The sequence below is a fragment of the Methylocystis sp. genome, from assembly GCF_051062815.1.
GTDB lineage: Bacteria > Pseudomonadota > Alphaproteobacteria > Rhizobiales > Beijerinckiaceae > Methylocystis.
The window spans coordinates 58,144-73,653 of sequence record NZ_JBPFDU010000078.1 but is presented as its reverse complement, the minus strand read 5'-3'; the positions used below and the strand labels follow the sequence as shown (position 1 = coordinate 73,653).

12 protein-coding genes are annotated in these 15,510 nt (G+C 63.9%); 5 read left to right on the top strand and 7 right to left on the bottom strand.

Translation table 11 applies throughout. The features are described from left to right. Window positions 1–28 precede the first annotated feature (28 nt). Together ACR65W_RS14920 and ACR65W_RS14915 are read right to left on the bottom strand one after the other, a co-directional pair. Entirely contained in the window at window positions 29–1,732 is a 1,704-nt protein-coding gene (locus tag ACR65W_RS14920; protein ID WP_434500498.1) for an ATP-binding protein, read from the bottom strand. 9 nt (window positions 1,733–1,741) lie between these two features. Then, complete coding sequence (locus ACR65W_RS14915) at window positions 1,742–3,280, bottom strand: YifB family Mg chelatase-like AAA ATPase (RefSeq protein ID WP_434500496.1); 1,539 nt, start codon at window positions 3,278–3,280, stop codon at window positions 1,742–1,744. Window positions 3,281–3,484: 204 nt separating this feature from the next. Between ACR65W_RS14915 and ACR65W_RS14910 the strand changes: the two genes are divergently transcribed. Then, the gene (locus tag ACR65W_RS14910) at window positions 3,485–3,742 is read left to right on the top strand and encodes a GCG_CRPN prefix-to-repeats domain-containing protein (RefSeq protein ID WP_434500495.1); all 258 of its coding nucleotides are present in this window, start codon (window positions 3,485–3,487) and stop codon (window positions 3,740–3,742) included. 63 nt (window positions 3,743–3,805) lie between these two features. Here ACR65W_RS14910 and ACR65W_RS14905 read toward each other — a convergent pair whose 3' ends face one another. Together ACR65W_RS14905 and ACR65W_RS14900 are read right to left on the bottom strand one after the other, a co-directional pair. Further along, a complete protein-coding gene (locus ACR65W_RS14905) occupies window positions 3,806–4,390 on the bottom strand; it encodes a hypothetical protein (RefSeq protein WP_434500494.1) in 585 nt (194 codons plus the stop codon). A 3-nt stretch (window positions 4,391–4,393) separates the two neighbouring features. Continuing rightward, the gene (locus ACR65W_RS14900; RefSeq protein ID WP_434500493.1) at window positions 4,394–6,859 is read right to left on the bottom strand and encodes a YadA family autotransporter adhesin; all 2,466 of its coding nucleotides are present in this window, start codon (window positions 6,857–6,859) and stop codon (window positions 4,394–4,396) included. Window positions 6,860–7,314: 455 nt separating this feature from the next. On the opposite strand from ACR65W_RS14900, the gene ACR65W_RS14895 reads away from it, so the two are divergent. Beyond that, window positions 7,315–8,907, top strand: a complete 1,593-nt coding sequence (locus ACR65W_RS14895; RefSeq protein WP_434500492.1) for a methyltransferase regulatory domain-containing protein — start codon at window positions 7,315–7,317, stop codon at window positions 8,905–8,907. Window positions 8,908–9,010: 103 nt separating this feature from the next. Here ACR65W_RS14895 and ACR65W_RS14890 read toward each other — a convergent pair whose 3' ends face one another. The 3 genes from ACR65W_RS14890 to ACR65W_RS14880 form a co-directional block, all read right to left on the bottom strand. Continuing rightward, window positions 9,011–10,090 (bottom strand): AI-2E family transporter, encoded by a 1,080-nt coding sequence (locus ACR65W_RS14890; protein WP_434500491.1) that lies wholly within the window; start codon window positions 10,088–10,090, stop codon window positions 9,011–9,013. A 52-nt stretch (window positions 10,091–10,142) separates the two neighbouring features. After that, window positions 10,143–11,096 (bottom strand): mechanosensitive ion channel family protein, encoded by a 954-nt coding sequence (locus tag ACR65W_RS14885; protein WP_434500490.1) that lies wholly within the window; start codon window positions 11,094–11,096, stop codon window positions 10,143–10,145. Window positions 11,097–11,231: 135 nt separating this feature from the next. Beyond that, on the bottom strand, window positions 11,232–11,690 hold the full coding sequence (locus ACR65W_RS14880; protein ID WP_434500489.1) for an MgtC/SapB family protein: 459 nt from the start codon (window positions 11,688–11,690) through the stop codon (window positions 11,232–11,234). A gap of 134 nt (window positions 11,691–11,824) precedes the next feature. Here ACR65W_RS14880 and ACR65W_RS14875 point away from each other — a divergent pair, with 134 nt between their 5' ends. The 3 genes from ACR65W_RS14875 to ACR65W_RS14865 are packed head-to-tail and all read left to right on the top strand — an operon-like array spanning window position 11,825 to window position 15,490. Beyond that, on the top strand, window positions 11,825–12,532 hold the full coding sequence (locus ACR65W_RS14875; RefSeq protein WP_434500488.1) for a cytochrome c oxidase assembly protein: 708 nt from the start codon (window positions 11,825–11,827) through the stop codon (window positions 12,530–12,532). 12 nt (window positions 12,533–12,544) lie between these two features. Next, window positions 12,545–15,097: a cbb3-type cytochrome c oxidase subunit I gene (locus ACR65W_RS14870; RefSeq protein WP_434500487.1), complete on the top strand. Its 2,553-nt coding sequence runs from the start codon at window positions 12,545–12,547 to the stop codon at window positions 15,095–15,097. A gap of 3 nt (window positions 15,098–15,100) precedes the next feature. Continuing rightward, the gene (locus ACR65W_RS14865) at window positions 15,101–15,490 is read left to right on the top strand and encodes a hypothetical protein (protein ID WP_434500486.1); all 390 of its coding nucleotides are present in this window, start codon (window positions 15,101–15,103) and stop codon (window positions 15,488–15,490) included. Window positions 15,491–15,510 lie beyond the last annotated feature (20 nt).

Sequence of the window (15,510 nt, the reverse complement as noted above, 5' to 3'; positions counted from 1 at the left end):
TTTTCGGAACCTGCTCCAAGAGGAAGCGCTACGTCCGACGCGGCGCCAACCTCAGCTCTTCGATCGTCGCCGCGAGCGATGCGAACTCCACCGGCTTGGTGAGAAAAGCATCGACTCCGGCGGCGCGGGCGGCGCGCTCGTCTTCTTCGCGCGCGCTGGCCGTGAGCACCAATATGGGCGTGCGCGGCGCGCCTGCCCGCGCCTCCGCCTCACGAATGCGGAGGCTCGCCTCGCGTCCGTCGAAATCCGGCATGAAAAGATCCATGACGATCACGTCATAGGGCGCGCCCACGCCCTCGATCGCTTCGCGGGCGCGCGCGAGCGCAAGCGCGCCGCTTTCCGCCCGAGTCACCGTCGCGCCAAGCTTCGCGAGGTGACGCGTGAGGATGAGCGCGTTGATCTCATTGTCTTCGGCGATGAGCGCGTTCACCCCGGCGAGCGCCTGCGGCGGCGCGTCGTCCTCAGGCGCCGGCGCCTTGGCGCGCTCTGGCGACAGACGGGCGATCAGCGAGGCGATCCGCACCGGCTTCACCAGCCAGCCGTCGAAGTCGCACAGAGCGTCTTCGCCGAAGGCGCGCCGTTCGATTGGCGAGAAGAGCAGAAACAGTCGTCCCGCCTGCGCGTCGCGCGCGACTTTCGCCAACTGCGCGGTCATGTGCGGGCCCAGCGCGCAGTCGACGATGACGGCGTCGAAGGGTTTCTCGCGCCGCCTCTGCAGCGCGGACGGCGCATCCTCGGCCACGACGATCTCCGCTTCGGCTCCAGCGAACCGCAAGCTCTCGGCGAGATAGGGCGCTTCGAAGATGCTTTGTGCAACGATCAGCGTCTTAAGCCCAGAAAGAGGCGCCGGCGCCCTGTCTTCGTTGAACGGCGGCGCGGGAAGCGTAAAGGCGAAAACGGCGCCCATGTCGGATGAATTGACGAGCGCCAGCGCGCCGCCCATCCTGGCGACGAGACGGCGAGAGATGGCGAGGCCGAGCCCTGTGCCCGCCTGCGGGTGGTTCTCGGAAGGATCGGCCTGCTCGAATTCCTCGAAGATCGCCTCGCGCGCCGCCTCTGGAACGCCCGGCCCGGAGTCGCGCACCTCGAAGCGCAGCCGCGCGCCGTCTCGCGCGACGCGCACGCCCACGCCGCCGCGCTCGGTGAATTTCACCGCGTTGCCGATGAGGTTGACGAGCACCTGCCGAAGACGCGCCGGATCGCTCACGATTTCACGCGGCGTGTCGGGCAGGATGACGCTGGCAAGCTCCAGCCCTTTGGCCATCGCACGCGGCGCCAGCAATTCGACCACGCTTTCGACGAACGGCGCGAGCGCAAAGGCTTCGTGACGCAGCTCGAACTTGCCGGCTTCGATCTTGGAGAAATCCAGAATGTCGTCGATCAGCTGAGAGAGCGAACGGCTGGAATCGCCGATCGCTTCGACATAGCTCGCCTGTTCGGCTGTGAGCCTGGTCATCGCGAGAAGCTGCGCCAGCCCCATGACGCCGTTGAGCGGCGTGCGGAATTCGTGGCTGACCGCCGCGAGAAAGCGCGACTTGGCAAGACTGGCGGCTTCCGCTCTGTCGCGAGCCGCGGCGGCGGCGCGCAGCTCCCAGATTTCGTCGCGCAGCGATTCGAACTCGGCCTCGACCTGTCGGCGGCCGCGCCTGCGCAGAGCAATGAAAATGGACGCTGCCAGCAGCAGAATGGCGAGCTGCGCCGCGAGCAAAATCACAATATGGTTTAAGGACATGCGCCCATATCAGGCCGCAAGGCGCCCCGACGCAAGTCCCGCGCGATAGGAAAGCGCTTCAGCAAGATGCGGTCTGCCGACGGATTCAGCGCCGTCGAGATCGGCGATGGTGCGCGCGAGCTTCAAGACCCTGTGAAACCCTCTGGCGGTGAGGCCGAAGCGCTCGGAGGCGTCCCGAATCAGCGCCGTGCCGGCGGCGTCAAGACGCGCCACGCGCTCGATGACCGCCGCCGGCGCGGCGGCGTTGGCGGCGACCCTTGGCAGCGAGAGAGCATCGTAGCGTGCGCGCTGAATCTCTCTCGCCCGCGCGACGCGCGCCGCGACCTGCCGCGAACCCTCGCTCGGCGGGGGCAACACGAGATCGGCGGCGGTCACCGCCGGCACCTCGATCTGCACATCAAAACGGTCGAGCAGCGGCCCCGAAAGCCGCGCTTGATATTGCGCGACGCAGCGTTCATTGGGTTGGCGCTTGCAGGCGTAGCCCGGATCCATCGCGTGACCGCAACGGCAGGGATTCATCGCCGCGACAAGCTGAAAGCGCGCCGGGTAGACGGCGCGATGATTGGCGCGCGACACCGCCACCTCGCCCGTCTCGAGCGGCTGACGCAGGCTGTCCAGCGCTTGCGGTTGAAACTCCGGCAATTCGTCGAGAAAGAGAACCCCGTTGTGGGCGAGCGAAATCTCGCCAGGCTTTGCATGGGAGCCGCCGCCGACCAGCGCCGGCATCGAGGCGGAATGGTGGGGCGCGCGAAAGGGCCGCCGGTCGGTCAGTTCGCCGCCGGCAATCTGCCCCGCCACCGAATGAACCATTGAAACTTCGAGCAATTCCCGCGGGGTCAGCGGCGGCAGGATCGACGGCAGCCGCGCGGCGAGCATCGATTTTCCCGCCCCCGGAGGGCCGCTCATCAGAAGGTTGTGGCCGCCGGCGGCGGCGATCTCGAGCGCGCGCTTGGCGCTCTCCTGTCCCTTGATGTCGGAAAGGTCGGGCAGATCGGCGGCGGGCCTGCGCACCGCCGGCTGAGGCCGGGCCAGAACCTGCACGCCCTTGACGTGATTGACGAGCTGGATGAGCGAGCGCGGCGCGATCACCTCCATATCGCTCGACGCCCAGGCCGCTTCCGGCCCGCATTGGCTCGGACAGATCAATCCCAATCCCCGAGCGTTGGCGGCCACCGCCGCCGGCAGGACCCCCGCCGTCGGCGTCAGCGTTCCGTCGAGCGCAAGTTCGCCAAGCACGACGAAGCCTTCGAGCGCGTCGGAGGGAATGGCTCCAATGGCCGCCATGACGCCAAGCGCGATCGGCACGTCATAGTGGCTTCCCTCCTTGGGCATGTCGGCAGGGGCGAGATTGACGGTGATTCTTTTCGCCGGCAGCGCCAGACCAGAAGCGATCAGCGCCGCGCGCACCCGCTCGCGCGACTCGGCGACGGCCTTATCGGCCAGACCGACGACATTGAAGACGACCGCGCCGCTCGAAATCTGCACCTGAACGTCGACGGGACGGGCCTCGACGCCTTCGAACGCGACCGTCGTCACCCTCACCGCCATCGCGCGCTCCCGAGAAATTCTTTCGGCAATTATCTTTGGCAGCTTAGCTGGCGCGCGAACTTGGCGCAAGAACATTATATGAACATAGCTGGGCGTCGGCTAACCTCGATCGCAAATTGCAATTGCCAAGATTCGGTTTGCGCGCAGATATTCTGCGGGCGCGGCGAGAAGGGCCGCGCACAGGCCGATTGAAGGAGATTGGAGATGAAGTTGAGAACGGGTCTCGCGCTGGTTTTCGCGGCGGCTCTGGCCGCGCCGGCCCACGCCGCCATGCCGGTCGCGCCGAGTGAGACTTTGGGCGCGCCGATCGTGCACGTCTATGGCGGTTGCGGGCCTTACGGCCATCGCGGTCCCTATGGCGGGTGTCGGTGGGGCGGACAATGGGGAGGATACGGCGTCGGTCGCGCCTGCCCGCGCGGCTTCCATCTCGGCCCCTACGGCCGCCGCTGCTGGCCAAACTAAGCTCAGCGAAAAGCCGGGACGGCGAACCGTCCCGGCGCTTTGCCGGCGCCCCTCCCGCCGCCGTCAGGTCTTTGGCTTTGAGGTGCGAAGTCCCGTCCCGCCTTTTGGCTGTTCCGCGGCGCTCGGCGCTGGCGCGTCGCTCGGCGCCACCGGCGCCGAAGATCCCAGCGAAACCGAGAGGCCGAACAGCTTCCACTGGCCTTGGACCGGCGCATAGAGCAGTTCGAAGCGGATCTGCGTCGGCACGGAGGGGAAAAATCCCGCCATGTGCATCATGCCCGTCGACTCTATTTGCGGCAGCATGCTGAGCTGCGGCTCCAAGACGGCGACGCCGGAGAGATCAAGATTCTGGTTGCGCTGATAGGCGAAAATTTCCGCTAGCCGCGCGGCCGTGTTCGTCTGGAAGCCCGGGGCTCCGAGGTCGCGCAGCACCGTATAATTGCCGGTTTTGTTGGCCTGGTCGAGCGCAAGCAGAGTCGAGCGGACGAGAATCAGAACCCCGTTCTTGTCGATCTCAGCAGGCTTGGGCGCCTGCGCGGGTTTAGACTGCTTAGGCGCCGGCTTAGGCGACTCCGCCGAAGCCATCGTCGGAAAAAAACTCGCGGCCACAAGGGCCGCGAGCAGTATTGTCTTGACCTTTACGATCATGGATCACCAAGCCAGGGTCACGCCCGCACGGCCGGCGACGCCGCCGTATTTGAGGCCCGCGCCGATGCCGGCATTGACCACCGCCCATTCGTTCAAGCGCAATTGCGCCTGAGCGGCAAGGCCGTACTGACCACGGAAGGTGCCGAAGTTGCCGGTGACCGAGAAGAACTTGTTGTCCGGCAGGTAGCTGGCGCCGCCGAGCGCGACGGCGACCGCCGTGCCCTCGTAACCGCGTTGCACCCCTCTGCCCAGGCTATACACGCTTTGCGACAGGCCCAGAACGCCGGCCTGAAGACCTTGGATGTCCTGCGGACCGAAGGCCGAAGTCGCGAGATGACCCTGGGCATCCGTGGTGGTGAACTTGGTCACGCCAACCTGCGAAGCCAAGCTCGCGGCAGACGTGATGCCAGGCGCCTGGTAGGTGTTGGCCGCCGTCCCGAGCATGATCTGTCCCGGAGCGTTGGTGACCGCGCCGGCGCCGAGAGCGGTCGAGCCCGCAAATGCGGCCGAGGAGCCTGCGCCGAGCGCCGTCGAACCGAAGCCCGAGGCGTTGGCGCCGACGCCCATGGCCGTCGAAGCCACGCCGCTGGCGTTGGAGAACGCGCCGTTCGCCGTGGAGCCAAACGCGCTGGCGTTCGAGCCCACGCCCGTCGCCGTCGAGCCGATGCCGCTCGCGTTCGAGAACGCGCCGGAGGCCGTGGCGCCAGCCTTGCTCGCGTTCGAGAACGCGCCGGTCGCCGAGGAGCCGAGGCCGGTCGACTTGGAGCCGAAGCCATAGGCGTTCGAGAGAGGTCCCGTCGCGGTCGAGAAATCACCCACGGCCGTGCCGCCGTTCGACGCGGTGGAGTTCAAACCAATCGCGACCGAGTCGGTGGCTTTCGCGTTCGTGCCGATCGCGATCGCGTTGGCGCCCTTCGCGCCAGCCTCGGCGTTGTTGCCGATGGCGATAGCATTCTTTCCAATCGCCTTCGAACCCACACCCGCAGCGAACGAGTTGTCGCCAGACGCGATATTATTCGTGCCGACGGCGGTGCCGCTGTCGCCGGTGACCAGGTTGCCAGAGCCAAAGGCTTGGGCCGTGTCGGCGGCCACGAGGTTGGTGTTGCCGACCGCCGTGGATTTGTCGCCAATGACGCCATTGATCGTGCCGAACGCGTTCGAGCCGTCGCCAGCGACGCCGTTGATCGTTCCGAAGGCGTTGGAGCCATCGCCAGCGACGCCGTTGATCGTGCCGACAGCGTTGGAGCCATCGCCAGCGACGCCATTGATCGTGCCGATCGCATTCGAGCCGTCGCCAGCGACGCCGTTGATCGTGCCGATGGCGTTCGAGCCATCGCCAGCGACGCCATTGATCGTGCCGATGGCGTGCGACCCGTCGCCGACGACGCCGTTAAGCGTGCCGATGGCGTGCGAACCGTCGCCAGCGACGCCGTTGAAGGCGCCGATCGCCGCGGAATTGTCGCCAACCACGCCGTTGACCGTGCCGAATGCGCTAGAATTGTCGCCGAAGACCGCGTTGGTGTTGCCGACGCTGGTGGACTTGTCGCCGACGATAAGGTTCTTGGAGCCGAACGCGCTGGAGCCGTCTCCGAAGACCGCGTTGGTGTTGCCGACGATGGTGGACTTGTCTCCAACCACAAGGTTCTTCGAACCGACAGAAGTGGAGTTCTTGCCCAGGATGCCGTTGAGCGTGCCGACGGCGGTCGAGTTTTCGCCGGCGATCGCGTTGAACGAGCCGACCGAGGTCGCCTTGGTCGACGCGGGGGTAATCACATTGACATTGCCGATGGCGGTGGAGCCATCCGCGAGCGCGAAATTCGCCACGCCCACCGCAGTGGAGCCCAGACCGGCCGCAGTATTGAAAACGCCGACGGCGGTCGAGGCGTCGCCCGAAGCCTTGTTCAGCACGCCCTGCGCCACCGAACCGATTCCCGACGCGGTGTTGCCGACGCCTTGCGCGACAGAACCCAATCCAATCGATTTGTTGCCGACGCCAATCGCCGCCGAGCCCAGTCCGTCCGAGGTGTTGCCGACGCCGACCGCCGCCGAGCCGTCTCCGTTCGAGGTGTTGCCGACGCCGACCGCCGCCGAGCCAATTCCGTTAGAGGTATTGCCGATGCCGAATGCCGCAGAACCCGCTCCGTTAGACGTGTTCAGTACGCCAAACGCCGCAGAGCCCAGCCCTGTCGATGTGTTCAGATTTCCGAACGCGGCCGAGCCTATTCCAGAGGAAGTATTGCCGATGCCGAAAGCCGAGGACGCGGCTCCCGACGCAGTGTCGAAAAATCCACAGGCAAAGGACGTAAGCACTGAGACGGAGCCGAACGACCCGGTGCAGACCGCGGCGCTCGCCGACGTCGGCGCAAAAGCCGCGCCCATCGCGATGGCCGCGGAGCCGCCCATGAGAGCGCGACGAAGTGCGATGGAACCATTTTTGGGCATGATGAGTTTCTGAGACAGTTTGGTCATGATCAGTTCCCATTCCTTAGGACTGCGAAGAGCACCGAACCGCGAATTTGCCGAGCCGCGGTGAGAAGTGGTCGTGATGAATAAAATTTAGACGGACATGCACAGTCAACGATGAACGGCGCCTTTGACGCTCGCTTTGGCCACATTTCCGGCGGCTGTGATAAAAAGGAGACAGTGTGGCGGCCGGCCAAAAAGCCCAACAAGCGCGCCCTTTAATCGCAAATGATTGAAGTGAACCAGGGAACGGTCGCGCCTTGAAACGGCCTCCGTAATCTTACGTGCGGCGTCTCATCAGGGCGGAGTCGCGTCCTCGAATATCGTTAACAGGCGACTCTTGCGTTCGAACATCGTTGGCGAGCGATTCTCGAGGACGAGCGCTCGGCGAATCTCGCCACGTTGCAAATTCGCCGGCCAGAAGGGAGAATGAAACTCCTTTACGCTCCGGAAACTTGCTTATGACGACTCACTTCGGGACGGCCGTGCAAGCGGCGATCGCACGCAACGCCGCCTCCTATGACGATCTTCCTTATGTCTCGCATCCCTTTCCGCAGACGCATCCGGCGCGGCTTGGCGCGGTCGCCCGCGTCTTCAAGCTGACGGCCCCCGATCTCTCCCGCGCCCGCGTTTTGGAGCTTGGATGCGCGGCCGGGGGCAATCTCATTCCGCTCGCGGCCCGTCACCCCGACGCCTATTTTCTCGGCGTCGACCTGTCGCAGCGGCAGATCGAGGAGGGCCAGCAGCGAGTCGCCGCCCTTGGACTCTCCAACATCAATCTGCGCCGCCAGAGCCTGACCGACCTTCGCTCCAAGGACGGCGGCTTCGACTATATTATCTGTCACGGCGTCTACAGCTGGGTGCCGGAGCAGGTGCGCGATGCAATTCTCCGAATCGCGCGCGAGAATCTCGCGCCGAACGGAGTCGCCTTCATCAGCTACAATGTTCAGCCCGGATGGCGGCTGCGGCAGACGCTGCGCGACGCCCTGTCGCTGCACGTCGGCCCGCATGGCTCGCTACGCGAGCGCGTGGCCCGCGCCAGAGAAATGCTGTCCTTTCTTGAACAGAATACGCTGGAGGATACGACGTGGGGCCGGATTTTCCGAGCCGAAGCCGCCCATCTGAGGACGACCGACGACTCGTACATTGGTCATGAGTTCCTCGAAGACTGCAACGAGCCGTGCAGTTTCTCCGAATTCATGGCGAACGCGGGGGGCCGCGGACTGGCCTATCTCGGCGAGGCGGGGCTTTCGACGATGATGCCCGAAAATATGAATCCGGCGGCGGCGCCCTTGCTGCGCGCGCTGGCGGGCGACAATCAGGTCTCGCTTGAGCAGCATATGGACATTTTCACCGGCCGGACCTTCCGCCAGACCCTGCTCATCCATAAGGAGCGGGAAGGCAAATGCGTCCGCAAAGTGACGCCCGACGCGCTCGCGGGCCTGCACTTTCTGGCGCGGACGGACTTCGGCTTTTCGCGCGAAGCGGACGGCAACGCCTTTTTCGCTGACGGCGGCGGCGCCTGGTTTTCCACACAGGATCCTGGCGTGCGGAAGGCCATCGAAGCGCTTGTCGCGCGCCTGCCGGATTCGAGTTCAATCGACGAGCTCGTCGCGGCGATGGAGCTGCGCGGCGCCTCCGTCGACGAGGCGATGCGATCCAGAATCGCCGACGCGCTGATGCGCATGACGCTTGTCGGTCTCTTGACCGGCTCAACGGAACCCATGCGGATCGCTCGCGCGCTTTCGGCAAAGCCTATCGCCTGCCCCATGCTGCGGGCCGACGCGGCCGCCGGCGTCTTGCACTCGGCTAATCTGCGCCACGAGCCGATTCGGCTCGATATCATCGCCCAAGTGGTGACGCCGCTGCTCGACGGCAGTAACGACCGCGACGGCCTGATCGCCGCGACGATCGCCGCGGCGGATGCCGGCCGCGTGACCTTTCAGCGCGCCGGTCAGACAGTGGTCGAGCCGGCGGACATCGCGCTCTGCGCCGCCGAGCACGTCGACCGCGTGCTTGGCCACCTGCAGAGCAACGCCTGCCTCGTCGCGTAACGGCAAGAGATCGTTAGCCGCCTCGCTTCCGAGTTGACGGAAACGCGTCGATTGCGCGCGGCCGACGAACTGTCGCCCGCGGCGTGGCGCATATGGCCATCCGTCAAGGAGCGGAACGGCGAGCGACGCCCCCTACTTCTTCAGGCGAACCGGCGCTTTCCGGCTGATCGTCGGAGAGCAGCATGGCGATCCAACGGACGCTGGGAAAATGCTTACAGAGGATGATCAGCGCCGAGGTCAGCGGAACGGCGATCAATGCGCCGGCGATGCCCCAGATCCATGTCCAGACCGAGAGCGATACAATGACCGCCATCGGCGTCAGCGATAGGCGCTGGCCCTGAAGCGTCGGCGCAATGAAGTTGCTGATCACAATCTGAATGATTGAGAAACCGATGAACGCGACCGCCGCGGTCATCCAACTGTCAAATTGCACGATTGCGTATAGGGTCGGGGGCAGGATTCCGATGATGTTGCCGATCACCGGAATGTAATTCAGCAGGAAATTGAGCAGCGCCCAGACCAGCGCCAGATCGAGGCCGAGGGCGAGCGACCAGATGAGCGTCGCCGCCGCGGTGATTGCGCTTGTGAGGGTCGTCACCCAGAGATACTGACGAATCCTCACGGCGGTCGAATCAACGGCGTCGACGAGTTCGCGTCTTTCGTTTCCGCCCAGTTGCTGTCCGATTTTCTTACGCAGCAGCGTAACTTCAGGCAGGCCGAAAGCGACGAGCACGCCGATGACGCCGATATAGGCGATGATGTTGTAGACGCTTGTGAGCGCCTTCTGCGCCAAATCGATCATTCGACTGTAGCCGCCAAGTCCGCCGAGGGAGCCGCCCCAACTCTGCACCCAAGCGGAGACCCTTTCGTAGAGCTGCTGCAGCTTTTCCGAGTTTTCGCCGAACGCTTGCCCGATCTGAGCGACGGAAAAGGAAATGGCGCCCGCGAAAGCCGCGAGCACGGCCAGCAACACCAGAACCGTGCCAATGTTGCTGAGCGTCTCCGGCACGTAGCGCTGAAGCCATGGTTTGATCGGCCAGACAGCGGCGATCACGACAAAGGCCGCCGCGAGCGGCATCGTCACCGGATAGGTTTGTCTCAACGCAAAGGCGACGAGCAAGAAGGCGATGATCGCTAGCAGTCTCGTCTGCGTGGCCTGTTGCGTTTGCTGCGACTGATCCATTCCGCTCTCCAGAGAGGCTCATGCAAAGCAAAGCGGCTGACAAAGGACGCGCCTAGCCACTGTGAAACGCCACCTGCTCGCGTCTTTGCTTGCGCGGCGCCGGCGCCTCTTTGGGAGCCGGCCAGCCTTCGCGCTGTCGTCCGCGCTCGCCGTCGGTTTCCTCAGTCTGATCATGGAAGAGGATCTGATAAGTCGGGAATGGCATGTCGATGCCGGCCGCCGTCAAAGCGGGCGCAATGGCGCGATAGACTTCGTCGGTCGATTCGACGACCTCGCGCATGATCGTCGGCTGGATCCAGTAGCGGACCTCCAGATTGACGCCGAAATCGCCAAGGCCTTGAAAGAGCACGGCCGGCTTCGGCTCCGGCAGCACCCGTTCGATTTTGGCGATTTCGGCAAGAATCACCGCGCTGGCCTTGGCGACGTCGTCGCTGACCCCGATCGAGATCATGAGATGAATGCGGCGCGCCTCATAAGCGGTATTGACCACGACGCGGTTCGTATAGAGCTCGCTATTCGGAATTACGACGCGGCGACTGTCATATGTGCGCAGCAGGGTTGCGCGGATCTGAATGTCCTCAACCGTGCCCTCATGCGGGCCGCTGACGATCTGGTCGCCGATATGGAATGGCCGCGTCACCAGCAAGAGAATGCCGGCGAGCAGATTCTGGAATATGTCCTTCGCCGCGAAACCGATGGCCACGCTGCCAATGCCGAGGGCGCCGAACACGGAAGCGGCGTCGAGCGAAGGAAGAATGACGGACAGGGCGATGATCGCGCCGATCAGGTTAACGGCGCCGCGACCCAGCCTGGAGAAAATCTTGACGATGTGTCGAGGCTGTCCCGAACGGGTCGCGACCCTTGCGACGCCGCGTCCGACGCCCAGGGCGAACAGGTAAACGACGAAATAGACCAAGAGTCCGAAGGCGAGGTTCGGCAGAAATGCGACGAACCCCTGCCAAATGTTCTGAAGCCGCTCCCAGGCTGCGTCCAACTGAAACTCCATGACCCCATCCGGTTTCGTCAGGCGATAGAACCCCGAGACGCGGGCGATGTTCCTTGTTGGCTGCAGGCCGGTTTGTGCGCGGCTCTCGTGTCTGCGCTTTCTGCGTTGGAAAAAACTGCGGCGCAGCTGAGAAGGCTATGAACTCTGATCGTGCTTACCGCTGGAATTTTCGTCGACCAGCCCGCTGTTCTCGATCGGCGTGATCGCCCTGAGCGTCAAAAAAGTGAACAGCGCGACCGCAACCGCAACGTCATAGCTGCCGAGACCGACTGCAGCTCCTGTCGCGCCTGTGGCCCACAGACTCGCCGCGGTCGCCGTCCCCTTAACCGCCGCGCCTTGCTTGAGAATGGCGCCGCCGCCGATGAATCCTATTCCTGTGATGACGCCTTGGATGATTCTCGCCATGCTGTCAGGCGAATTCGCCATGTACTGCTCAGCCGCCTGGACAAAGCCGCAGGAGGCAAGAGCGACGAGCGGAAACGTACGGAGCCCTGCGCTGCGCTCCTGTCGCTCTCGATCCCAGCCGATCGGCAACGCGAGCGCATAGGCGCCCGCCAGCGCCGCGAGATGGGGAATTATCTGAAATTTGTCCACGTCGAAGCCTTTGCTCTACTCGCTCTTACACTAGTCGACGCAGAGCGCGTTTCAATGCCGCCAAACGCTCTGGACTGGCGCGAGCTTTGGCCAATATGGATCGGTATGCGCAGGAAATTCGATCGCGACGCCGCATGAGCAGAACTAAAATCGCAATTCTTGCGATGGCGAACGGCGCTCCCGGCGCCCAGGCCGTCTCAGATTCGCGAGCGAAGATCGCCGTCGCGATCGTCGTCGCTTGCGCGGTCGGGCTTGTCGCTTACGCGGGCCCAGGCCTCGGACCTCGCGCGTCGCACATGGCGACGCACATTATACTTATGAGCGCGCTCGCGCCTTTTTTGGCTGTGCTGTCAATAAGGTTTGCGTCGACTCCGGTCCTTGCGAGCGGTCGCGCCTTGGCGATTATCACCGCGGCGCAGCTTGCCCTGCTCTATGCGTGGCATGCGCCGGGCGCTGCCGCTTACACGGAGTCGCATCCGGCTGCGCATTTTTCGATGCACGCCTCATTGCTCGCGGCGGCGTTGCTTTTTTGGCTGGCGATTCTCGGCGATACAGGCGTCGCGCGCTGGCGCGGCGTCGCCGCTCTGGCGATCACCGGCAAGCTTGCCTGCCTTCTCGGCGTGCTTCTTGTGTTCGCGCCGCGGGTTCTCGACACAAGCGCTGCGAGTTGGGGAGCGACCACAGAGATGATGCTGGCGGATCAGCGCCTTGCCGGTCTGCTGATGCTGGCGGCCTGCCCGGCAAGCTATGTCCTCTCCGGCGTTTGGATCGCATCCCGGTGGCTACTTGCTTTGGAGGATGATCGCTTGGGCGCGCGGTCCGATCTTCCGGACGGCGCCTAGGGCGCCGCCTCGATGCCTGAACGCCAAAGCGACCCGAAGCGCCTTCCAAACGAAACGCCGCGGCCGCCAGGCGAACTTGAAGAACTTGAGCGTGTCTGGGCTTATCCGCCAGGGTGGCGAAAAATCAGCGAGATCAACAACAGTCTCGTCGGCGTCATCTATATCGGCGCGGCCTTTCTGTTCTTTCTGCTCGCGGGCGTGCTGGCGCTGATCATGCGCGTCCAGCTTTCGCACGGCGACAATCGTTTCATCGGCCAGGATCTCTACAATCAGATTTTCACCGTGCACGGCACGACGATGATGTTCCTCTTCGCCGTGCCTGTGATGGAGGCGCTCGGCGTCATTTTGCTGCCGCAGATGCTGGCCGCGCGCGACCTGCCCTTCCCAAGGCTCAGCGCCTTCGCCGTCTGGGCCTATGTGATTGGCGGCCTCGTGTTCTTCTCGACGATTTTCTACGGCCTTTCGCCGAGCGGCGGCTGGTTCATGTATCCGCCGCTGACGCTGACCAAATTTTCGCCTGGAGATAACGCCGATTTCTGGCTGCTCGGCATCGGCTTCATCGAAATATCCGCGATCGCCGGCGCGATTGAAATCATCGTCGGGATGCTGCGCACGCGGCCGCCGGGGATGACGCTCGACAAGATGCCGCTCTTTGGCTGGTCGATGCTGGTCTTTGCGGCGATGATCGTCTTCGCCTTCCCCGCCGTGATCCTCGCGACGATGATGCTCGAGATCGAGCGGTCCTTCGGCTGGCCCTTCTTCAATGCGGCCCAGAGCGGCGATCCGTTGCTGTGGCAGCACCTCTTCTGGTTTTTCGGGCATCCCGAGGTCTACATCATCTTTCTGCCGGCGGCCGGTCTCGTCTCGATGATCGTGCCGACGATGGCGCAACGGCCGCTGATCGGCTACCGGCTGATCGTCGTCGCGCTGATCGCGACAGGCTTCTTCAGCTTCGGCCTGTGGGTGCATCACATGTTCAGCACCGGCATTCCGGCGCTGAGCCTCGGTTTCTTTTCGGCCGCGAGCATGGCGGTCGCGGTTCCCTCCGGCATTCAAGTCTTCTCATGGATCGCGACCATCGCCTCGGCGCGCGATCGATTCAGTCTCTCCACGCCGTCGCTGTTCATCCTCGGATTTCTTTTCATCTTCGCCATCGGCGGCCTAACGGGCGTGATGGTTGCGGTCGTCCCGTTCGATCTCCAGGCGCATGACAGCTATTTCGTCGTCGCGCATTTTCATTACGTGCTCGTCGGCGGCATGGTGTTTCCGCTCTTTGCGACCTTCTATTACTGGGATCCGATGATCAGCCTGAACCGGCTTTCGGAGCGCCTCGGACGCTACGTATTCTGGCTGATGTTCGTGGGCTTCAACGTCGCCTTTTTCCCCATGCACGTCTCCGGCCTGCTCGGCATGCCGCGACGGGTTTGGACCTACCCCCGCGCCATGGGCTGGGACACGCTCAATATGATATCGACCATCGGCGCCTTCATTCTCGCGCTGGGCGTGCTCGTGTTCGTCGTCGATCTTTTCGTGCGCTTCCGACGCGACTGGGAGACGCAGAGAACGCAGACCAATCCCTGGGACGCCGGAACGCTGGAGTGGCTGCCGAGCGATCTCTATTCGATGCGCAGCGTTCCGATCGTGACGAGTCGCTACCCTCTATGGGATCAGCCTAATCTCGCCGAGGACGTCGCGGCGGGGGCATATTATCTGCCGAACGCCGCAACCGGGCGGCGCGAGACGATCGTCACCTCGCCCATCGAGGCCCGACCGGAATATCTCCTTGAAATGCCGGGACCCGGCTGGGCGCATATGTTCTCCGCGGTCTTCACGGCCGCGTTCTTTCTGCTGCTGACGGTGAAGGCCGTTGCGATCGCGCTCGTCTGCGGCGCTTTGGCCGTTTTCGCCACGCTCGTCTGGTGCTGGCAGCTCGACCCGCCGCCGCGCGGACGGGTGGAGATCGGCGGCGGGATCAGTCTGCCCACCTATATGTCCGGACCCTCGTCGCACGCCTGGTGGGCGATGATCGTGCTTATTCTCGTCGCCGGATCGCTCTACATCACCTTCGTCTTCTCCTACCTCTATCTTTGGACTGTCAGCCCGCAAGTCTGGCCCGTCGTTGGCGCGTCGCCGCTTCCGGACCTGCGCTGGGCGGCGAGCGGCGCGTCGCTGATGCTTCTCAGCATTCTTGCGTTCAGGATGGCCGACCGTGCGCTTCCCAAACCCGGTTCGATCAGCCTTTCGGCGGCGCTTCTGATGATCACAGGCGCCTTGTGCCTCATCGCCGGCGTCGGGATAGAGGGCTATGCGCAATGGCGATCCGGCCTGCGGCCGGGGGAAAACGCCTATGGCGCCATGGTGTATTTGGAGATTGTCTTGACAGGTCAGCTCGTGGCGACTGTCGCGGTGATGACGGGATTCGCCTTGGCGCGTCTCTTCACGGGGAAGCTCGATGCGCAGCGACGCGTATCATTCGAAAGCGCGGCGCTGCTGGCGTACTACACGGCCGCGCAAGGGTTCCTCGGATTTCTGCTCATTTATGGCTTTCCGAGAATGCTGGAGTAGACGATGTCGCGTGCAAGCAAGGCTGAGCATCCTCGCTGGTCTCTGACGACGATTATCGCCTTTCTGCTCGCCGGCCCCATCGTCTGGGGCCTGCATTTCCTTTTTGTCTATGGCGGGCACACGCTGATGTGCGTGCTCGGCTGGTCCAGCGAGCCGCAAATCATACGGGCGACTGTGATCGTGGCGGGCGGCGTCGCGCTCGCGCTTCTTGTTTTCCTCGCGCGCGCGGCGCGCCGCTGGCGTCGCTATGTGGTCGAGAGCGACGGCGACGCCGCCCTGTCAGCGGAATTTCAAATGTATGCGACGTTGCTGCTGATCTTGCTGTCGAGCGCCGGCGTGGCGTGGTCGAGCCTTGCTGCTTTCTTTATCGCCCCCTGCCAGACGCTGCGATGAAGTCCGCCTGCTGAGCAAGA